Origin of the sequence: Psychrobacillus sp. FSL W7-1493 (genome assembly GCF_038004905.1) — a bacterium.
GTDB lineage: Bacteria > Bacillota > Bacilli > Bacillales_A > Planococcaceae > Psychrobacillus.
In genome coordinates, this window is the sequence record NZ_JBBOSB010000001.1 from 2957952 (window position 1) to 2979115 (window position 21164).

The 21164-nt window shown below is 35.2% G+C and carries 24 protein-coding genes; 1 reads left to right on the plus strand and 23 read right to left on the minus strand.

The window, feature by feature from the left end; translation table 11 throughout:
• Window positions 1-32 precede the first annotated feature (32 nt).
• The 22 genes from MKX96_RS14925 to MKX96_RS15030 all read right to left on the minus strand — a co-directional run bounded on the left by MKX96_RS14925 (window position 33) and on the right by MKX96_RS15030 (window position 18962).
• Entirely contained in the window at window positions 33-1121 is a 1089-nt protein-coding gene (locus tag MKX96_RS14925) for a DUF2920 family protein (protein ID WP_340884728.1), read from the minus strand.
• A 212-nt stretch (window positions 1122-1333) separates the two neighbouring features.
• On the minus strand, window positions 1334-1858 hold the full coding sequence (locus MKX96_RS14930; protein WP_340884732.1) for a GNAT family N-acetyltransferase: 525 nt from the start codon (window positions 1856-1858) through the stop codon (window positions 1334-1336).
• Complete coding sequence (locus tag MKX96_RS14935) at window positions 1855-2931, minus strand: N-acetylneuraminate synthase family protein (protein ID WP_340884733.1); 1077 nt, start codon at window positions 2929-2931, stop codon at window positions 1855-1857. The genes MKX96_RS14930 and MKX96_RS14935 overlap by 4 nt, the downstream gene beginning before the upstream one ends.
• Window positions 2918-3805 (minus strand): SDR family oxidoreductase, encoded by an 888-nt coding sequence (locus MKX96_RS14940; RefSeq protein WP_340884738.1) that lies wholly within the window; start codon window positions 3803-3805, stop codon window positions 2918-2920. The genes MKX96_RS14935 and MKX96_RS14940 overlap by 14 nt, the downstream gene beginning before the upstream one ends.
• 5 nt (window positions 3806-3810) lie before the next feature.
• Window positions 3811-4542, minus strand: a complete 732-nt coding sequence (locus MKX96_RS14945) for a glycosyltransferase family protein (protein WP_340884741.1) — start codon at window positions 4540-4542, stop codon at window positions 3811-3813.
• A gap of 61 nt (window positions 4543-4603) precedes the next feature.
• Entirely contained in the window at window positions 4604-5581 is a 978-nt protein-coding gene (pseB, locus tag MKX96_RS14950) for a UDP-N-acetylglucosamine 4,6-dehydratase (inverting) (RefSeq protein ID WP_340884743.1), read from the minus strand.
• A gap of 14 nt (window positions 5582-5595) precedes the next feature.
• Window positions 5596-6852 (minus strand): motility associated factor glycosyltransferase family protein, encoded by a 1257-nt coding sequence (locus MKX96_RS14955; protein WP_340884745.1) that lies wholly within the window; start codon window positions 6850-6852, stop codon window positions 5596-5598.
• A 2-nt stretch (window positions 6853-6854) separates the two neighbouring features.
• Window positions 6855-7199, minus strand: a complete 345-nt coding sequence (locus MKX96_RS14960) for a hypothetical protein (protein WP_340862768.1) — start codon at window positions 7197-7199, stop codon at window positions 6855-6857.
• Between the two features lie 14 nt (window positions 7200-7213).
• Window positions 7214-8899, minus strand: a complete 1686-nt coding sequence (locus MKX96_RS14965; protein ID WP_340884747.1) for a motility associated factor glycosyltransferase family protein — start codon at window positions 8897-8899, stop codon at window positions 7214-7216.
• A gap of 92 nt (window positions 8900-8991) precedes the next feature.
• On the minus strand, window positions 8992-9804 hold the full coding sequence (locus tag MKX96_RS14970) for a flagellin N-terminal helical domain-containing protein (RefSeq protein ID WP_340884750.1): 813 nt from the start codon (window positions 9802-9804) through the stop codon (window positions 8992-8994).
• 136 nt (window positions 9805-9940) lie between these two features.
• Window positions 9941-10165 (minus strand): carbon storage regulator CsrA, encoded by a 225-nt coding sequence (csrA, locus tag MKX96_RS14975; protein ID WP_340884753.1) that lies wholly within the window; start codon window positions 10163-10165, stop codon window positions 9941-9943.
• On the minus strand, window positions 10165-10599 hold the full coding sequence (gene fliW / locus MKX96_RS14980; protein WP_340884756.1) for a flagellar assembly protein FliW: 435 nt from the start codon (window positions 10597-10599) through the stop codon (window positions 10165-10167). Before fliW ends, csrA begins: the two co-directional genes overlap by 1 nt.
• 14 nt (window positions 10600-10613) lie before the next feature.
• Window positions 10614-11168, minus strand: coding sequence for a DUF6470 family protein (locus MKX96_RS14985; RefSeq protein WP_340884759.1), 555 nt, complete (start codon window positions 11166-11168; stop codon window positions 10614-10616).
• Window positions 11169-11219: 51 nt separating this feature from the next.
• Entirely contained in the window at window positions 11220-12149 is a 930-nt protein-coding gene (gene flgL, locus MKX96_RS14990; RefSeq protein ID WP_340884762.1) for a flagellar hook-associated protein FlgL, read from the minus strand.
• A 16-nt stretch (window positions 12150-12165) separates the two neighbouring features.
• On the minus strand, window positions 12166-13692 hold the full coding sequence (gene flgK / locus MKX96_RS14995) for a flagellar hook-associated protein FlgK (protein WP_340884766.1): 1527 nt from the start codon (window positions 13690-13692) through the stop codon (window positions 12166-12168).
• Window positions 13693-13704: 12 nt separating this feature from the next.
• Window positions 13705-14199: a flagellar protein FlgN gene (locus MKX96_RS15000; RefSeq protein WP_340884768.1), complete on the minus strand. Its 495-nt coding sequence runs from the start codon at window positions 14197-14199 to the stop codon at window positions 13705-13707.
• Window positions 14200-14212: 13 nt separating this feature from the next.
• The gene (gene flgM / locus MKX96_RS15005; RefSeq protein WP_340884770.1) at window positions 14213-14476 is read right to left on the minus strand and encodes a flagellar biosynthesis anti-sigma factor FlgM; all 264 of its coding nucleotides are present in this window, start codon (window positions 14474-14476) and stop codon (window positions 14213-14215) included.
• A gap of 549 nt (window positions 14477-15025) precedes the next feature.
• Window positions 15026-15433, minus strand: a complete 408-nt coding sequence (locus MKX96_RS15010) for a TIGR03826 family flagellar region protein (RefSeq protein WP_340884772.1) — start codon at window positions 15431-15433, stop codon at window positions 15026-15028.
• 46 nt (window positions 15434-15479) lie between these two features.
• Entirely contained in the window at window positions 15480-16001 is a 522-nt protein-coding gene (locus MKX96_RS15015) for a ComF family protein (RefSeq protein ID WP_340884775.1), read from the minus strand.
• A gap of 83 nt (window positions 16002-16084) precedes the next feature.
• Window positions 16085-17155: a DEAD/DEAH box helicase gene (locus MKX96_RS15020; RefSeq protein WP_340884777.1), complete on the minus strand. Its 1071-nt coding sequence runs from the start codon at window positions 17153-17155 to the stop codon at window positions 16085-16087.
• Window positions 17156-17421: 266 nt separating this feature from the next.
• Window positions 17422-18273 carry a DegV family protein gene (locus tag MKX96_RS15025; protein ID WP_340884780.1) on the minus strand — a complete coding sequence of 284 codons (852 nt, stop codon included), beginning with the start codon at window positions 18271-18273 and terminating at the stop codon, window positions 17422-17424.
• A gap of 107 nt (window positions 18274-18380) precedes the next feature.
• On the minus strand, window positions 18381-18962 hold the full coding sequence (locus tag MKX96_RS15030) for a nuclear transport factor 2 family protein (protein WP_340884781.1): 582 nt from the start codon (window positions 18960-18962) through the stop codon (window positions 18381-18383).
• A 134-nt stretch (window positions 18963-19096) separates the two neighbouring features.
• Here MKX96_RS15030 and MKX96_RS15035 point away from each other — a divergent pair, with 134 nt between their 5' ends.
• Entirely contained in the window at window positions 19097-20017 is a 921-nt protein-coding gene (locus MKX96_RS15035) for a nuclease-related domain-containing protein (protein WP_340884783.1), read from the plus strand.
• 467 nt (window positions 20018-20484) lie between these two features.
• Here the strand turns inward: MKX96_RS15035 and MKX96_RS15040 are convergent, their stop codons facing one another.
• Window positions 20485-21159, minus strand: a complete 675-nt coding sequence (locus tag MKX96_RS15040; protein WP_251552765.1) for a response regulator — start codon at window positions 21157-21159, stop codon at window positions 20485-20487.
• Between the last annotated feature and the right edge of the window lie 5 nt (window positions 21160-21164).

Sequence of the window (21164 nt, forward strand, 5' to 3'; positions counted from 1 at the left end):
ATTTTAAGGTTTCTAGTCTTTTTTATTTATACCTACAATAACCTTCTATTAAAAATCGGAAGTCCCCGAGAGTAGTCAACCTGAATCATTGTATTTGATAATGTAATTCCATATTTAGTTGATAGGTCTGTATCATTAAGATGTACTCCTAATTCTTTAAGTCCACAGTCAAACATTCTCAAAAAATCAGCATCTAATCCATGTTGATTAGATTTAAATATTTGCCCATCTACTCTTTTTTCATCAACTAAAATAAACTTTGTATCAGGTATACTTTTGATTAATTTTTCTTTTTCCAAATAGTTAATTAAATTATCATTATTTCCTTGAAATGAAATAATTTTTGCCACGTTATTAAAGTCATTATACACAGTGAATAAATTAAGTGATTGTTTATCTTCTATAATTTCTTTTGCAAAGTAATCAAATTCAATTTGTAATATCATTTCCCCATACTTCTGAAATAAATAGCGATTAGCAGTTAAATAAACTGGTTCAATCCATGCAGAGTTATCTATAATATGAGAAAAAAGATGAGGTGCTAAACGGTTACTTAAATGAATTAGATAAGCACCATGAGAATGACCATATCCTATTATTTTTTTTTCGTTAAATATAAAATTATTGTCTTTTAATATAATTCGTATAGCTTCAATTGACGTAATAATATCAATTGCTTGCATATAGCCCATATCATTAAAGTCATCATTTGTTTCTTTTATATCTGCCATTACAGGAAGATTTATTTTTTTATTAGATAATATATCAAATAGTTTAGCTGTGTCATTCCCTATTGTATTTCTTTCCTCTGGAGATAGAGAAATTAATAATTGTTCCAGATTATTTTTTAGTTTAAATGATGTAGTACTTTGCATAAATTCACTGCCAAAATACTCACATTGTACCGTAACTAAATTATATTTTTCAGCAAATGTTTCTCTCATTTTCTTATACACATTTGAATCAATATTCCCCCCAAAACCTGGAGCTAACAATAGAATACCAGTGTTCTCATTTGTTCCTTTTTCAGGAACCGAAAAGTCAATTCTTAACTCTCTATTTGAATAACCAGTATAGATGTTATGATGTGCAGGGATTTTGATGCTTTGATTTTCAGGCAATTACTCTCAACACCTAACTTTAACTGAATTATAATATTCTAAGGAGATAATAAGTACTTCTTTCTTTCATTTATTTTCGACCTTTAAATACTAATTATCTATATTATCTTTTAACAAAATCAATTCAAAAAAAACAATAAAAAAACATTAACAAATTCCACTAAATTTACAAATCTATTTTCAAACGATTAAAAATGAGTATAGATTTTAACTCAATAATTTTTATTTATTTTCCCAAAATATAATGAATCTACCCAACGTCCTGTTGTCCAATGAGTCTCTTTTAAGTGACCTTCCTGTTCAAATTGCAATTTATTAAAAAACTTTATTTTCTTTTCATCAATTGAGTAGATTTCAGCCCAGAGTCTATGAAGATTTAATTCTTCAAATGCATATTTCTCCATTGAAAGAGCAGCATCTATTGACAATATATCATCAATATATAAATCATTTTTTCCTATATATATTGAGAAATCGGCGCTTCTATTTACCCAATCAATATAGCAAAGACCACAAGCGCCAATCAACTCTTGTGTGCTTAGTTCAATAATTGCAAACATTCTAGTATTAGAATCAAGTATTACATAATTATCAAACCAAGATTGTTGATTTTCCATATTTAGTTCTTTATGTTCTCTAAAAAAAATACGAAATTCAGGTTTATTCCTCCATTCTAAGAGAATGGGCAAATCTGTTCTTTCAATTGCTCTAAGTCCAGTAAACTTACCCTTTATCATTGTAAATCTCCTTTAATTAAAGGCTCTCCTACCTTCTTTTCATATTTCATTTCCATTCCAACAAGTTCTTCTGCCTCATAAGGAAGATATCCATTCTTAAGTGCTGGCCTTAAAAAATCAAAATCTTTTATAGTAAGGAAATGTCCTTTAGTCACATTCTCTTTTAAATAGATTCCTCTTTGTTGAACAATAACTGTTTCCTTTTCGTTTTCTTCTATTACTTTAACCCCGTCACCAAGGGCATTTTCTAATTCTCTTGTCCTATTCACCATTTCACACCAACTAGATGGGTTCATAGAAAATGGATGATCTGGTCCAGTACGGTTATTATCATCTGTGAAATGCTTCTCTATTACTCTTGCCCCCAGTGCTATGGCTCCTAAAACAGTAGAGTGGCCTGGTGTATGATCAGACAAACCCAAAATCATATTTGGATACATTAAAGAATAAGTTTTTAATACATATAGATTAATATATTTAAAATTTTCTAAACTTCCCGTATAATTTGTATTGCACTGCATTAGTACAATCTTAGGATTAATATTCGTTATTGCATTGACCGCACGCTTTACATCAGAAAAATCTGATGCCCCAGTTGCTAATAAAGTCGGCTTACCTTTTTGTGCTATATATTTAATAAATTCAATCCATGAAATATCACCAGAACCAATTTTGAATGCAGACAAATGATTATTTATTTCATCAACAGCATCAATATCATATGGTGTTGTAAGAAATTCAATTTTTGCTTTTTGGGCTTCTTTAACTAATTCTAGATTCCAATCTCTGTTTAGCTCATATTTTTTAAAAACATCGTATACACTTTTATCCCATTTCGATTGATGACTACTTTGTCTTCCAAGACTCTTAAATCCTTGATCACTTACTATTTTATTAGCATGAAAATGCTGAAATTTTACTGCATCTGCCCCAGCTTCCTTCGATAACCAAATCAATTCTTTAGCACGAGCTAAATCTCCATCATGATTAGAAGCAACATCTGCAATAAAATAAGTTGGATCATTTATAGAGATTTTTTGGCTACCTATATTAATCTCACTATGATAATTCATGAAATTCACCTTCTTTAAATTTTTCGTATAATCGGTTGATAACCTCTTTACTTGAAGGAACCTGTTGTTTATGAAGAACTTTTTGTAATTTAGAAATGTCTAAACCTAATGAATTTGCTCTTTTAATTTCTTGAAAATCGTTTAATTTCCCTCTAACTACATTTCCTTCTTTTCCAAATTTCTTTGCAAGTTCATAAATAAAATCATACTTACTATATACATCTTTAGCACCTATATTAATGATACCTGTATATTTTAGCTCAATTAGTTCTATTAAAATATTTGAAAAACTATAAATATCAATACTTGATGTATAAAAATCTTCAAAACCTACAATAGTTTGTTCTTGTACTAATGACTTAATAACCCATTCAATAAAAGTTGGTTCATCCTTTTTATTTCTGAATCCTACTATGTTTGTTCTTACGACAAGAGAGTTGTTATTTGTTAGTGCAAAGAATTCGCCTGCATACTTTGTTCGAGCATACTCATTCAATAAAACAACAGTATCATTTTCAGAGTGTTGTAGATTCTTATCATTTTCATAGTAATGATCAGTAGAAATTTGAATAAAATAACAGTTAATTTCACTACAAGCTCTTGCAATAATGGATGGTAACCTAGCATTTAACATATATGCATTATCAACGTTTTTTTCACATTCTTTTAAATTTATCATTGCTGCACAATTCACTACGATATTTGGTTTTTCTTGAGTAATTAAATCTGTTACCTTTTTAGAATCTATTAATAAATCAACATTATTTGTACTGTTTGAACGTGATATGGTCAAGATTTCAAAATCCTTTTGCGAGAACTTTTTATACAACTCTTGCCCAAGCATTCCTGTTGAACCAATTAATATAATTTTCATTAAAATTACTCACCCAGTTTTTTTTGCTCGATATGAGCATTAATTTTAGCAAGACTTGTATCTTTTTCTAACTCTTCAATAATATTATTTAAACAAAAATCCCCATTTTTAAGATACAATTTTTTTAATAAGATTGTAATTAACTCTAAGTCCTCTCTTGTATCTACTGTAAGGCGAAAGTTGCTATTATCAGCTTCATGTATCACTTGCCCAATTGAAAAAAGCTCCTTATTCAAATAAAAATAAGGGGTAACATGTTCTCTTTCATAGTCTTTGTTACCATTATTAAAAGCTAATTCTAAATTTTCAAGAGAGAATACTTCTGTATCCATTCCTCTAGGGAAGCTTCTCACTTGTGTATTAGAAACATAATCATAATTATTATTAAGATAATAATTAATTACTTGATCTATTATTTCAGGATCTATAAGTGGACAATCTGAAGTAAGTCTTACTACTATGTCCGCTTTATGTTCTATTGCTGCTTCGTAGTATCTTGAGAGAACATCCAATTCGGAACCGCGATAACATGATATACTTAACTGCTCACATAATTCGACGATGGGTATATCGGTATCATTTAAAGTTGTTGCTACAACAATCTCATCAATAAATTTTGATAACTTCACACGTTCTAACTGATATGCTAGTAACGGCTTATTCATTACTTGCATTAAAACTTTTCCTGGTAGACGTGTGGAAGTCATTCTAGCTTGAATTATCGCTACTATTTTCATAAAATGTCACTCTTCGCTTTCTTTCAAAAAATAATCAGATATGAAAATGCTTAGACGGTGCCTAAATCTCTCCCACTAATTCTTTTAATTGTTCAATAGATAACCATTCATCATTAATATCACTTGCATATTTAAAGCCTTCTGGAAGAAGCTTTCCTCCCGTAGCAAATTCTTTGGACCACCAAGAAAATTCAGGTTGTATGATAAAATAATCATCAAATTCAACAGTATGACGTGCGTCATCTTCGGTAATCATAGCTTCGTGTAATTTTTCTCCTGCACGAATCCCTACAATTTTAGTTTCACATTCAGGCGCTATTGCAATTGCTAAATCTGTAACTTTCATACTTGGAATTTTAGGAATGAAAATCTCTCCACCATGCATTCGCTCTAAATTATCTAAAACAAATTGAACCCCTTGATCAAGAGTAATCCAAAATCGTGTCATACGCTCATCAGTAATAGGCAACGTACCTGTCTCCTTTAACTTTTTAAAGAATGGTACTACACTTCCTCGACTACCAACGACATTTCCGTATCTAACAACAGAAAAACGAGTTTTCTTTTCACCAACGTAAGAATTTCCCGCAACAAATAATTTGTCCGATGCTAGTTTAGTCGCTCCGTATAGATTCACTGGGCTACATGCTTTATCTGTACTAAGAGCTATGACTTTCTCTACACCACGGTCTATTGCAGCTTCTATAATATTTTGCGCACCATGAATATTCGTCTTTACAGCTTCAAATGGATTGTACTCACATGCTTCAACATGCTTCATTGCTGCAGCATGGATGACAATATCTACTCCATCAAAAGCACGATAAAGTCTATCTTTATCTCTAACATCACCTATAAAGAACCTAATCCTATTATCATGAAATTCCTGTGCCATCTCATATTGTTTTAACTCATCTCTACTGAAAACAATAACTTTTTTTACATCAATTTCTAGTAATTTACGTATAATTTTTTTCCCGAATGATCCCGTTCCACCAGTTACTAGTATCGTTTTTTTAGATAATGTCTTATTTTGCATTGATTTCACCTTTTTTAGTTTTTCAACTTATTTTCTAATATTTGTTTAAACTGACAATCTGAAAGAGTTTGGATATATTCTACAAAAATATCTTGTTTAATCATTGGAACATTCTCAATTTTAGCTCCATCTTTCGCTGTGTTATAAATTGTCATATTTGAATTTCTTGCCTTTCTTTCTATCCAACGATGATAGGTACTTAAATTAGGAGTTGTATTAATCATTTCCCCGTTGTTAGAAAGTATCTTTCTAAAGTTAAATCTCTCTGCTATTTCAATCCCAGAAGTGGATGTAGTAGAATGTGTTCTCTTACCCTTAAACCCTAAATCTTGACCAAATAAAAAAAGTTTTTTAAAGCCTAAATATTCAATAAGCGAAATTGCAGTTGTTGCAACAGACCCACCAGTCTCCATTAGTGGACTTTCGTTTTTTAATACATATTGCTCTGCCAGAAAATATCCCTGCTGAAATAACAATATTTTAGGACCATCATGTATCTTTGACATTTCATTATTAGCTGTTGATAAATAAAACAAATGGCCTTTATATCGACTATCTTCTATTTGTTTTACAACATTTATTGACGGATCCGTGATGATAATTGCATCAGGAACAACACCATGCATTAATAATGTTTTCAATGAAGAACCTACACTTAAAATGAAAGTTTTGTTTTTTGCTTTTTGAAGCCATTTCACAGTCTCATTTAAAGATGGGCCACCTGATACCAGACAGGCACTTTTATTTTCAAAAGAATTTTTTAATCCATTAACATACAAGTTACTATTTTGAATATTACTTAAAAAGTTACTTTTTAAAAGTTGCGCTGTAGAGTTATAACTCATTTGTCTAATTTTAATATCCTCTAAAATTGTGAAATATGGATGGTTTTCAGAAATTGCTTTTAACCAGACATTCGGTAAAATCACTTGATAGTCTAAATACTCTTGAATTTTATCTCCTGCTTTAATAAGCTTAACATTTTTCTGACAAATTATTTGCTTGTCTCTTGAATGTTTTTTAAAAATATTCATTTCTTCTATGTCTAACAATAATAGCAATATATTTTTATTGGGAGCAAGATTTAATAAACTTTCTAAATGATAACCTAATCCTAAACCAACCAATAAATACCCTTTTGCATCAAAGTCTACTTCATTCTCAATAAACTTTTCGGCATCTTTGGAAGGATGATATTTGCTATAAATATATTTCCCATTATAGAGTAAGGTGTTTTCCCCACTTTTGGCAACCTCAACCTTAAATTCCATAATCAGTTTGTAAATTCTATTGCTGGACATTCGTCAAAAAAAGGTTTTATTTCGTATTCAAACATATCAGCAATAAGAATATAATCTTGAATTTCTAATCCACTATTTACTTCGTATAAAAACTCATGAATTTTTTTAGCATTTAATTCACTTTGTAAGTTACTCTTTAAAAAAAAGTCGTTAGCAGTTGTTAACCATATAACTCCTTCACTAAAATTAGTAATTAAATTCATGGCATCCATAATATGATCTTTTCTAAGTAAGTCCGAAATTTCTTGGCAACCTATAGGCAATCTTACTAAATAATTATTGTAACTCTCTACTGTATCTTTTAATAAATCGCTCATTAATTTCATCCTCTTCAACTCTCTATTTTTTTTACTAAGTTCTCTGTATATTTTTTTGATATTATTGCAGCTTCTAGTAATCTAGAATAAAGTTCTTTATTTTGGCTATAAATTCGATTGAAGGTTTCACTTGTTGTTTCACCTTCTTTTTCTTGAAATTTTTTTAAAATATCTATTGTAATAGGATTTATTATTGTGCTCATAGACACTTTAGAGAACAACCTTCCTATTTCCTCATCCACATTTTTCAATTTCCTTAAACTATTATTTGAAAAAGCTACATTGTTTTTATTATTATTCAATTCCTGTAAACCTAAATTTAAAAAACTAATAATTTTATTATAATTTGTCATTTCTTCTTTAATTTTTTCTGTAAATCCATTATAATCATTAATTTCATTAGGAAATAAAATATCCTTTTTAATTTTGTTCCCTACGTGTATTCTGCAGAAATTACTAAAGGTATCATGTTTAAATCCTTCTATAAACACACCACCTTCTGTACAATTATAGATAGAATTTTCATGTTTTACTATACTCACAAGTCTTTCAAAAGTGTCTTTCATTGACAAAAATGCATAATCAGTAAGGACATCTTCGTTATTATAACCCTTAACGTAAAACATCCCTCTTTCTTCTCTATATTGATCATCAATTATCTTATAGTGTTTATTATGCTCGGCATGTGTTTTATTGGAAGTATATGCCAGGTCTTGACCTATCAATGCTATAGGTCCATTTGAGATGTAACTTGCTATGGAAAATGCATAGTTTGCTACAGAGCCTCCACCAAATATGATTGGAACTTCCCTATTTAAAGTATACTCAATATTATCCTTTGAGTTCACAAATTCATTTGAAACGAAAAAGAAACACTTAGAATGAAATGAGTCTCTAATTTTATAATGATTTGTCATACTATATATAAGATGTGGCTTTTTTAACTTTAATTCTTGAAAATGATTGTAATTCTCTATTCCACCATCAACTGAAATTACAAAATCCGGTTCAATTCCATGTGAAAGCAAAGTATTTACAGTTGAACCCGCTGCAATTAACAAGACATTTTCCAATTTTTCTTTTAACATAGGAATTTGTTTTGTTAATGATGGTCCACCTGATGCTATGATAACGGGACAATTAAATTTTTTATTTAATATTTTCACTGAGTAATCCTTCTGAGCCAAGAAGAGATTATTAATATAATTTTTCTGCCAAGTGTCAGCAAAAAAACGAACTGTATTTTCATTTATGATATTTAAATTTAATTTATTTTTGACTAATTTTAATAGTTCTTTGTACTCTTTTGGGAATAACTTATCGTAATTTGGTGAAGAAAAAATAGTGACATTTCTATTATAATTATCAAGGCTTGCTCCCAAATAAGTTCCAAAGTTTTCGTTTGTAAGTTGCTTTATAATAGTTGCTTTATTTGTATTTTTACTATATTTATATAATTCATCTACTAACGGATCCACTACCAATAATGTACTTTTAGCGTCCATTATCGAAAGTAAAGCTTCTGTTATATACCCCAGTCCATTACCAAACAGTATATGGATATGATTTTTTTTAAAATGATTAATGGCTAATTGTTCGGCTTCTTTAACTGGATTATATTTACTATGCAAAAAATATTCGTTTATTCTCAAAGTAAATCCATTTGTTTTAGTTTTAATATTTTCTATTTCAAGATTCACAAATTCCACCTCTTGTTCTATATCGGCGAGAATAAATAAATATCAATAAAAAAAACCGAATTCCAAAAAGGAATTCGGTTTTTCATTTACGATTATTGTAATAATTGAAGTACACCTTGTGGTTGTTGGTTAGCTTGAGCAAGCATAGATTGAGCTGCTTGAGTCAAGATATTATTTTTAGTGAAGTTCATCATTTCTTTAGCCATATCTACGTCACGGATACGAGATTCAGCTGCAGTCAAGTTCTCTGATGAAGTTCCAAGGTTGTTGATTGTGTGTTCTAGACGGTTTTGGTTAGCACCAAGTTTTGCACGTTCAGCAGAAACTAGGTCAATAGCAGCTTGAATAGTTGTAATAGCACCATCCGCATCTGCTTGTGAAGAGATAGAAATAGCATCTACACTTAAAGCAGTTGCTCTCATATCAGAAATAGCTAGTGTAATACTTTGTCCTTCGTTAGCTCCAATATGGAAGTTAAGTGCAGAAGCAGAACCATTTAATAATTTCTTTGTATTGAATTCTGTATCGCTAGCAATACGTCCAATTTCAGTGATTAATTCTTTAACTTCTTTTTGTAATTCTCCACGGTCAGAAGTAGTATTAGTATCATTTGAAGATTGAACTGCTAATTCACGCATACGTTGTAGAATTGAATGCGTTTCGTTAAGAGCACCCTCAGCAGTTTGGATTAGAGAGATTGAATCTTGAGAGTTTTTAGTAGCCATATCTAAACCGCGGATTTGTCCACGCATTTTTTCAGAGATTGCAAGACCAGCAGCGTCGTCTCCAGCGCGGTTGATTTTGAAACCTGAAGATAATTTTTCTAAGTTTTTAGCAGATGATCCTTGGTTAGCTGTTAAGTTTCTGTGTGTGTTTAAAGCTGAAATATTGTGTTGAATTCTCATTGTGAGATTCCTCCTTGAATTTTGGTTTATTTAGTTCCACATCCTTGTGGAAGTTGTTTGGCAGTATAAGGTCGGCCGCCCCATTTCTGCCTTACATTAGTATTATCGTACAAGTTGAAGATAGTTTAATAGTTTATTAGATATTTTTTTTGGAAATTTGTTCTATTAATGATTGGGAGATATTTAACGCCTCTTTATTTTGCTTTTGTATACTTTCATATACTTCTGATCGGTATACCTTTATATTTTTGGGTGCTACTATTCCCAGCTTTACCTGGTCACCATCTACACTCAGTATTTTCAGTTCTATTTGGTCGCCAATCATTATAGATTCGTCTTTCTTTCTTGAAAGAACAAGCATTATAAAGCACTCCCTTCAATAGGAAACCTAATCGGATAAGTGGTTGCATCCTGTAATACTAATTGTTTAGCAAGTCTATTTTTGGTATTAATCAACAAAGGGGCTTGTAAATTTATTGTGGAACTATGGAATGGATCTCTTAAGGTTACAATGGAGTAAGTGATTAAGTCTTCACTTTTTTCTATTTGCAAGTCCTCTTTATCGTCCTCAGAAATATCAAATGTATAATCATTTTTAAATGCAAAAGGGAAAGCAATAACAAAGCCAATTTCCTGTTCTTTAATTGATTGAAGTACTGCGAAAGGTGAATCCTTTTCTAAGGGTAAGATTACAAACTCCTTTATTTCTTCAAACCCTGGTATTCCATGTGGGAATTGAATAATTTCTTTTTCATCTATTACCATTGATCCTAAAAATTTTGTTTCAATGTTCATAATTCATTACTCCTTTAGACTATGAAGTCAATTTCAATCGTTGGATTTTGTATCATAAATCCTGATACTTTACCTGGTGTATAGTCGTAAATTGGTTTATTAATCTGTGCGCTTATTTTAGGCTTTTGCGTTTGAACATTTATATCCAGTTTAGCAGGCTCATAATCTAATTTCACTGAGTCTATGGATGGGATAAAATTTATTCCTAAAGGCTTTTTGTTAGGAAATGTGTTTTGTTTTGCAATAGACACTATTGCATTTTGGTTATGTGCAATATCCATCATTTGGTTGCCTTCACGTACTCGTCTAGCAATCCCTTGCATTGCTTTTTTCCGACCCTCTGCTGCAAAGTTAGAAGCAGATTCGAGGGGTCCTATTAATCCAATATCTCTTCTTGCTTGAGAAGCATCAATTCTCATAATACCACGAGTTGTGTCTATTTCTACAATTGCAGCAGGTTGTTCAATATGTTGAGTTGCCTTCGGTTGTTTAATTGTTTGGTTAGCATTAACGATATTAAGACCTAACTTCGCATCTGTGGTCCGTATTTGAAGCTGTGGAAAATTCATTTGTCTCACCTCGAAAGAAGGCGTTTGAACAGGTTGTCCAAACGCCTTGAATTATCTAATAAAATCTACTAATGTGGATTGAATGATTTTGGCACCTACTGAAAGTGCAGCTTGATGAATTGATTCCTGAGTAATCATTTCTGTGATTACTTTTTCATAATCAATGTCCTCATTATCAGATAGTTGCTTTGTTACAACTACTTCCTGTGTCGCAAGACGATTGATCATCATATCTACCCGATTTTGACGAGCCCCGATATCAGCTCGATTTTCAAGCACTTTATTTTGCACAGTACTTATTGTACTTAAATGATCACCAATTTTACTTCCTAATGTTCCAGTAGGATCTGCTAAATCTTTTTGAATACTTGTTAGCATATCGTCAATTTGAGCAAACATATCAATAGCTTTAGTATTAATATCTAAATTTACTCCGTCATACACTTCAATTTCTACTGAGTTTTTAAAACCAGCGTTAGCAGAAATAGCTAAATTAGTTAGGCTGTCACCTTCTGTAAAAGTTTGACCAGCAAATTTTCCATTTTCAAAAACAGGACTCAGAGTATTTGTTCCACTAAACAAATATTTTTCTCCAACTTTGGTGTTTGCTAAATCACGAATTTGTAGTTTAATTTGATCTATTTCTTTTTTTAGTTTTTCCCGGTCTTCGTCTGTGTTCGTATCATTTGCAGCATTGGTTACAAGCTCTTGAACACGACGAAGAGCAATTCCAACATGATCAAGGGTATCATCGGAAGTATCTAACCAATTTTCTACTTCCCCCATATTGCGCTTATATTGTTCTACTTTATTTAAATTTGTTCGATAACCTATTCCTTTTACAGCTACTACTGGATCATCGGAAGGACGGCTAATTTTTGACCCCGTATTAATTTGATCCTGTAGTTTCCCCATTTTGGAATAGCTGTTGGAGAGATTACGAAGCATATTACTAGAAAGCATTGATTGTGTTACACGCATTTAAATATCCCCTTTTCTACAAGCCTACTCGACCCATGCCGTTTATTATTTTGTCTAGAGTCTCATCAATTACCGTAATCATACGTGCATTCGCATTGTACGCTTGTTGGAATGTAATCATATTAGTCATTTCTTCATCAAGAGATACTGAACTTACTGAAGCGCGATTATTTGCAACCGTTAAAAGTATCGTACCGGCGTTAGTCGTTAAACGATTCGCTTGCTCACCATCTACCCCAAGTTTACCAATAACTCCTTGATAAAAAGATTGTACCGTTGCGCCATCCAAATCAGTTAACTTATTAAATTTCATGTTTGCTAATTTAATTGCATTTTTTCCGTTTCCTACTTCTCCAACTGCATCTGATGCAGCGATTAAATTAGGGTTATTTATGATATCCTCACGAACATCTATACCTGCAGCTCCTACTCCTGTAAAGAACTCCTGATTAGTGGTACTCAGCGTATTTTCTTCAGCAAGTGTGTATCCTTTTTTATGAACCTCGTTAAATTCCTTAATAAAAGCATTGGCCATATCATTTAATTTATCTAATGTTTCTGGGAAATAACCAGTTGGAGGATTTCCATGTCCAAATGAGTCAATTAGAGAAACTAGTTTTCCTTTGGACGGATCTAATTGTTCATAAGTAATTGTTTGACTGCCCAAACCTGTAATTTTAATCTCCTTAAATCCTGCAGTTAAATCCGTACCATCCAATTTCTTATTAGAAGTATCTAAAGTTTCTAGTTGTGAAAAATCTTTACCTTTTACAAGTTCTACTTTAGTACCATCTTTTAATTTCAGACTAACTGTCAAACTTCCTTCGGCAATCGCTAAAGCGTTACCACCTGAAGCTACTCGTTCAGTTTCAACAGGGAAATATTGGGCTAACTCATCGATTAATGTATCTCTTGCATCATACAAGTCATTTGGCATATAACCATTTGGTTCAATAGCTTGAATTTGTTCATTAATAGAAGCAATTTGTTTTAACATAGAATTAATTTTATCAGTAGATACTTTAATTTCATTCCCTACGTTTCCTTGAATATCAGATAATTGTTTATGTGTATAGTTAAATGAATCTGCTACATGTAAAGCACGTTGTATAACAACTTTACGAGTAGCGGCGTTTTCGGGACTACCACTTAAGTCGTGTAAAGAGCTCCAAAATTGATCGAGCGCAGCATTTAAACCAAAATCAGAAGGCTCTGTTACAATGTCTTCTATTTGGCTAATTGCATTAGAACGTGATTCCCAATAACCTAGCTTTGTAGTTTCTTGTTGATATTGTCGATCTATAAAATTGTCTCTTATTCGTTGTACTGAATGTGCTTGAACTCCTGTTCCAATATGTCCAGCTGTTTTTGGAGCATTCAAGCCAGTTCCCGGATAACCAAGTGTAGCTTCCATATTCACTCGCTGACGTGAGTAACCTAGCGTGTTTGCATTTGAAATATTGTGTCCTGTTGTATAAAGAGCGGACTGCTGTGTGAACAGCCCTCGTTTACTTGCTTCTAGTCCCATAAATGTGGAGCGCATGGGTCAGCCTCCTTAAGCTTGTGAATCGAAGTATGATTTATCCTTGGAAGGACCCTTTACTTCGTTCTTCGAATAATTTATTTGATCTGGCTTTGGTCGTAGCATATCTAATGTTATGTTGACAAATTGTAGTGATTGGAATGTTAGCTTTTGGTTTAGGTCGTTTTGGTCTTTAAGCGTTCCTAATGTGAGAAGAAGCTGGTTTCGTGCAGCACTTAGCTGCTCCTTTTCTTTCTCGGTGTTGGTGTTTTCTAAGACATGGGCTACAGTTGGGTTGTCGATTGGAGCAATTCCTTTTGCTCGAAGGTAATCCGTTACCCCTAATTGACGCTGTTGCTCTAGCTGAGAAATACCGGCTACGTGCGCTTGCTCATCCTTGAGCAGCTTGTTAAGACTGTCCATGTCCCCCGTTTTGATTGCTTCTGTTTTTTTGTATGCAATGTCTAATAAACTTTTGTGAAGCATATTTAAGTTCGTTAGAGAGTGCAGAATATTTTCGATGGACATGCTCGGGTCTCCTTTAGATTTGATAATATTTTAAAATATTTGTAGCTAGCTGCTTCGCATCCACTTTGTAAGTGCCTGCCTCGATTTCTGCTTTAAGAGCTGCAACGCGCTCTGCTTGATTGACCTCTATAGGTGATTTCGTCTGCATACTTTTTGCTGCAGATGAGATTTCTAGTTGGTCAGCGGCTTGCTTCATCGTTTGTTGAGTTTTTCCTACTTGCATTTGATTACGTTGGTATGGATTGATTTGATTAACACCATGGTTGGTGATTTTCATATACATTCCCCTTTCGTTCATAAAATTGTCTATTGTTTATTTCGGTTTATTTTCGCGAGTGTTTAGAGTTCTTTTGAAGGAAATGATTGGAATAGGCAAAGAGTCTTATTATACGAGCATCATAAACTTTTTGTAGGTCTATAAAACTATAAGGAAAGAGGCTGGGATATAACTAGTTAATAAGTAAAAAAACATGAAATCGACAACATGATTTCACGTTTTTTACTGCTTAGGAAATTATAAAATTCTGGCCTATGGATAAATTTTTTTCTAGCTCAACTGCCTTGCCCCAACAGGCGGTTGCGCTTTTCTTGCTGCAAATTTTTTAAAGACATTTCTCCATTTTAGTTGTTTGGAGAGAAGGCGGCGACTCCTGGGGGAACAGCGCGAGCTGAAAACCCCACAGGAGCGAAGCGACGAGGAGATTGAAGCCGTGCCCCCGGAAAGCGACCGCCGTAACGGAAAACAACTAAAGGCGATTGGATAGAAGCTCGAAAAAATTTACGATGTACGAAGCTTTTTATTTGGACAATAGTTTTGTCTCAGCCTCTATTTCTGGTCCTTATAATAGACTGCTTCTTGGTTATTTACTTTATCTCGGAATTCTTTTGCAGCATCGAACTGACGTAAACCTGATTTAAGCTCCTGGGTGCATTTCCCACAAAGCTTTCCTACCTGAGTCAATTTACCACAGCTGTCACATGGATACCCAAGATTCGGGAACATTGCTGGCTGTAGTCTCCCTTTACGAACCCATTTATGTAAAAGTGACTCTTCCACTCCGGTTGCTTCTACAATACGTTCTACGGTAGCAGCTCGATTTTCTCGTTTTCTTAGGAATCGATAAACAATCTCGTATTGCTTTTCCTCATTCATTGCACAAGGATTACATACTTCTCTTAACCCAGTATAGTTAAAAAACTCGCCACATGTTGGGCAATTCTTTAGCTCTCCCATGACCATACCTCCACTATTTCTGCTAGTTATGTATTATATCGGCAGATTAGCCTTTTATTAAAGTGATGGCCTCCACGCTCTTAGCACCCGCGTCCTTCAGTATTTTCGCAGCCTGGTGGACGGTAGCTCCAGTAGTGTATATATCATCGAATAAAATATAGTGCGTTGCTTCGACATGGTGGATCAGTTCGAATAAATTCTCTGCTCCCAAACGTTCCTTTTTCGACTTTTTCCCTTGCTCGCTGGGAGTAGACTTGATAAGAAGATTCTGGAATGGTATGTCTGCATGGTTTAATAACTCCTCCACTTGAGAAAAGGTTCTTTCCTTTAACTTCTCTGGGTGCATTGGAATGGGTACTACTATTCCATGCATAGGTAGTGCTTTTATTTCTCCTGCAAAAACGTTAGCAAGTGCAACATCCTGAAGAAACTTATATTGGTGAAGATAGTCTTTCATCGCTTCATTGTACGTATAAAGCGATCTAACTTCGGTGATGGCCCCTTCGTATTTGGTGCAAATAAAATCGGAGAAATCAAACACAGTATCTGCCTTTTCAAATTTCTGCATGCACCTGTCACAGCAAGCACTCTCCGTTTCATAGAGGAATAGCCTCCTCCAAGTCGCAGGGCGTGTAAACTTACTTCCACAAATTAAACAAACGATAGTTCATTCCACCTTTCAATCTCTTCTTTTGCCTCATCCATCGCGTGACTTACCCCATGGTGAAAGAACACAATGTCCCCATCAGGGTAAGAGCTGGAACGCCCTACTCTTCCGCTTATTTGAATTAGTGCGCTAGCAGTGAAAATGGCCTGTTCTGCTCCCACTACCGCAACATGAACATTTTCTATCGTGATTCCTCTTTCTAGAATCGTCGTTGTTAATAGACCAGGAATCTTCCTTTCACGGAGCTGCATGACCCGTTCCTTTCGCTCAGGATGCTCGGCGTGAACCCTAGGTAGGTCTCCAGGGAATTGCTCAAGCATTTCAATAGTTGGCAGAAACACGAGAAATGGGAGGTTATTTTGGATTTTATCATCCATCCATTGCTGCAGCTTTTTTGGTACTTTACCTTTGTTTAATTGTCTCTGGTAGCCCCATAGACTATCGAATCGTGGGACTGGCAATGGATGTCCGTGATATCGCTTAGAAAGAATGGAATGGTTAGTTGTTTGTAGTGAGTCTGTTGGTGTGGCTGTGACGTAGTGAATGGCGGCATCTGGCTTTGCTGCTTTGACAACGGCTTGCTGAAGGGTTTTGTCTGCGTAGTACGGAAAGGCATCCGCTTCATCTACAAAGACAACGTCAAAGGCATGCTCGAAGCGATATAGCTGATGAGTTGTTGCTAAAATTAATGTGGCAAAGCCTTCCTGGTCTGGAGCTCCTCCATAAAGGGCATGAATAATTGTTTTAGGGAATACCTTTTGAAATCGAGGGAACAGCTCTAAAATGACATCTGTTCTTGGCGCAGCAACACATACACGTTTACCAGCCTGTAGAGAGGTATAGATCGATGGGAAGAGCAGCTCTGTTTTACCTGCTCCGCAAACTGCATGCAGCAGGTGAGACTGGTTGTTTTGGACACTGCGTAGAAGTTCCTCGCTCGCCTTTTGCTGTAGTGGTGTCAGCTGACCATTCCAACCAAAAATGTCTTTAGTTGTTCCGATTGCTGGCTCTTTTGCCCACGTAATTAGCTCAGAACAGTTACTAACTCGTCCCATGCGGATGCAATGGCGACAATAGGTACAGATTTGATTACAACGGGAACATGGAAATGAGTAAAATAGGAATGGGTTTGTGTTGTGGCATCGATTACAGATGTACTTGTTTGATTGGAATATTGAGTGGGATTGTATTGTTTCAATTCCTGGCTTGAGGTGAATGTGACCGGTGCGGATATGGTCGTCAATGACCTCGCGCGGAAATGGTGTGTGCGCGCGAAGCCATATGCGTCCAGTGAGAAATTGTTGTAATTGCTCGTTCATCATTAAGACTCGACGTGGTACCAGCCTAGCCCCATGGATCCTTCTCCAAGGTGCGTTCCGATAACCGGTCCAAAGTAGCTAATCGTAAATTCAACGTTTGGCATAATAGCCTCGAGAAGTATCTTCCATGCATTAGCCTCTTCTTCGTTGTTTGCATGAATGATAGTTGCCTTGATTTTATCGTATTTTTTAGAGTCTTCTTCTAGCATGTCTGCAATTCGCTTCATCGCTTTTTTGCGTGTACGAACTTTTTCAAAAGGAACGATGACTTTATTTTCAAAATGAAGGATTGGTTTCACTTGAAGAACTGAACCAATAACACGCTCAAAGCCATTTAGGCGACCTCCGCGGTGAAGGTGATCCAGGTTATCTACCATGAAATACGCACGCATGGACTGCTTCATTTTGTTCAGCTCTTGGAGAATTGCTTCAGGCGTTTCTCCTGCCTGTGCCATTTCGGCAGCACGTATTACGTAGAAGCCTTGTACCATACAGGAAATCTCTGTATCGAATGTGTAGACATCGATTCCATCTACCATTCCACCTGCTTGCTCTGCTCCAGCTAATGTCCCGCTAATACCACTAGATAGATGAACCGAAATGATGGAGTCATAATCCTTCTCCAAATTTTCGAAGGTGGTTACGAAGTTTCCTAGAGACGGTTGTGAGGTTTTTGGAAGTGCTTTTTCATTTCTGATTTTATCGTAAAATTCTGTTGTATTAATATCTATTTCTTCTCTATAAGTCTCGTTTCCTATCACGACACTTAGAGGAACCATTTGAATATTCAAGCTTGCTCGTATTTCTTCAGGGATATACGCTGTGCTATCCGTTACTACTACCGTTTTCGTCATATAAGAAATCACTCTCCTAACTCTAGTTTACTTAATCTGGATAGGAAAAGAAAGCATAAAAAGACCCCAACCATGATATTTATCATATACGTTGGGGAAGTGGTTCATTATTCAGATGTTTCGCCTATGAAATAGACACTTGTTACCAACCACTTGCCTTCTTCCTTCGCAAAAACAGTCACCTGGCGACCATTTCGATCAAGCTTAGCACCTGATCCGGGCTCATGAAGGGCAATATGAAGATTAGAGTAAACCTGCGCCTCTTTATCGTTATATTCGATAATAGTCACATCTTCGGCTGTACGTACCGTATCATAATTTTCGAAGGTTTCGATTACCATCTTTTTATCGTCCTCATAGTTGAAGCCCTCTGGTTTTTTAGAGATTACACTCAAATAACGGTCGATATCCTCAGCGTTAAATGCTTCTATATATTCGTTGAATGCATTTAATACTGCCGTTTTTTCCTTTTCAGGTACATTCGTTGCTTCTTCCACATTTCCGTCAGAAGACATTTCGAAGCCTACGTCTGATTTATCCTTTACACCGTGATCGAGGGTAGATTCTGTTTGTGATGGCGTTGAGTCGTTCACTGATCCCGATTCTGAATTTACTTCTTCTTTATCGTTACAAGCAGCAAGTACTAATATAATTGCTGCTAGAGAAAGTCCTTGTATTATAAGTTTCATCTGTTTCCCTCCTGCTGTTGGTTATTTTGTCATAGTTAGGACGAAAACTCAACGAATAAGTTTCGATATTCAAAATAATGAAATTTTCAGACGTTTGAAGTAAGATAGATGTAGAATGGAGGTGAATAAATTTATTGTACCCAACCCAGAAGATTTTATTAAAAAGATTGTCGTTGGAGCATGAGCAATTTACGTTCGTCACCGAGGATATAAGACGAAGTGAAGCCGGGGAACGCGGTGAAAATCGGTTACTCGGGAAGCTCGAGGAATTAAGATTGGATGGGAACTATCATATATTTTCCAATGTAGGTTTGTTGTTGGATGAATGGAAAATACAGATTGATTGTTTAATAGTGAGTGACCGCTGCTGTATGGTAATCGAATCCAAAAACATGAACGGCAATCTGTATTTTAAAGACGAAGAGTTTTATAAAGAAGTAGACGGCATAGAAACTGCCTACCCAAACCCCTACTTTCAATTAACACGAAACATCCGCTTCCTAAAAGAATTTCTACGTAACGTGTGCCCCACCATGAAAGTGACCGGTGCCATCATCATGACCGCCAAATCCAGCCGTATCCGTGAAAAGCCCTCCAACTATCCAATTTTCAAACTAGAAAGTATGATCGAGAGAATCTATCAAATGCATGGTAATGGATTGAGTGAGCCAATTGACTCTGCGAAGTTTGAGGAAATTGTTTCTTTGATTGAGCGAAGTCTATCACCATATGTCATGCCCCCTTTATGCGAGTATTATCGAATCGCTCCGGGAGACTTGCTGCGTGGAGTCGAGTGTCCAAGCTGTGGAGTTTTGGGGATGCAGCGACAATACTCTACATGGAAATGTAGGAAGTGTGGGGATACGGATCGTGCGGCGCATAAGGCAGCTATTAGAGAATTCTTTTTACTTGTGAAATCCAAAATGACCGTTAAGGATTTCCAACATTTTTGTCTAGTAGACTCTCCCTATACGGCATCTCGGTTATTAAATAGTTTTGCAAATATAGAAGGCCATGAAAATGGTCGGAAAAGATATTTTGTTTGGAAAGAATAAGATGGGGGGGCGGGCAACTTATTAGGGCATCACCTAGGTTTTTTGTTTGTGCAAGGTTTGTGCTCGTCTCTCCAAGGTTTGACTCGATCTCTGCAAGGTTTTCACTCATCTCTGCAAGGTTCTCGCTCATCTCTGCAAGGTTCTAACACGTCTCCGCAAGGTTTTTCGTTTGTGCAAGGTTTGTACTCGTCTCTGCAAGGTTTGACTCGATCTCTGCAAGGTTTTCACTCGTCTCTGCAAGGTTCTCGCTCATCTCTGCAAGGTTCTAACACGTCTCCGCAAGGTTTTTCGTTTGTGCAAGGTTTGTACTCGTCTCTGCAGGGTTTGACTCGATATCTGCAAGGTTTGCACTCGTCTCTGCAAGGTTCTCTCTCATCTCCGCAAGGTTCTCTCCAAAACCAAAAACCCCTCCAGAAAAAAATCTGGAGGGGCATACATATTGGGCACTATATTAATCTATTATAGTATTATCGAACTTCAACCCAACCGTTTTTGATGCCGGTTACTACGGCTTGGGTACGGTCGTTTACGTTCATTTTTTGAAGAATGCTGGATACATGGTTTTTAACTGTTTTTTCGGAGATGAATAGTGTTTCTCCAATTGTACGGTTGCTTTGTCCGTCAGTTAGTAATTGTAGTACTTCGCATTCGCGCTTCGTTAGTAAGTGGAACGGGCGACGGATTTCCGTTTGGTGGAAGTTTCCTTTGTTTTCGCGTTCACTTAGACGACGGAATTCTGATACTAGATTACGAGTTACTTTTGGGTGTAGGTAAGAGCCACCTTTAGCTACTACTTTGATTGCTGAAACGATTGCCACAGCATCCATTTCTTTTAACATATAGCCTAATGCACCAGTTTTCAATGCGTGAGATACGTAAGATTCATCATCATGGATAGAAAGCATGATTACTTTTGCTTCTGGGAATTTTTCGATTAGTTCTTCTGTAGCATCTACGCCGTTTTTGGTTGGCATGTTAATGTCCATTAACACTACGTCTGGTAAGTTTTGCTCATATAAGCGTAGAACGTCATTGCCGTCGCTACCTTCTGCTACTACTTCAAATGAATCTTCAAAGTCTAGTATTCTCTTTACTCCCTCACGGAAAAGTTGGTGATCATCTATAATGATAATTTTTGTCATTGGTC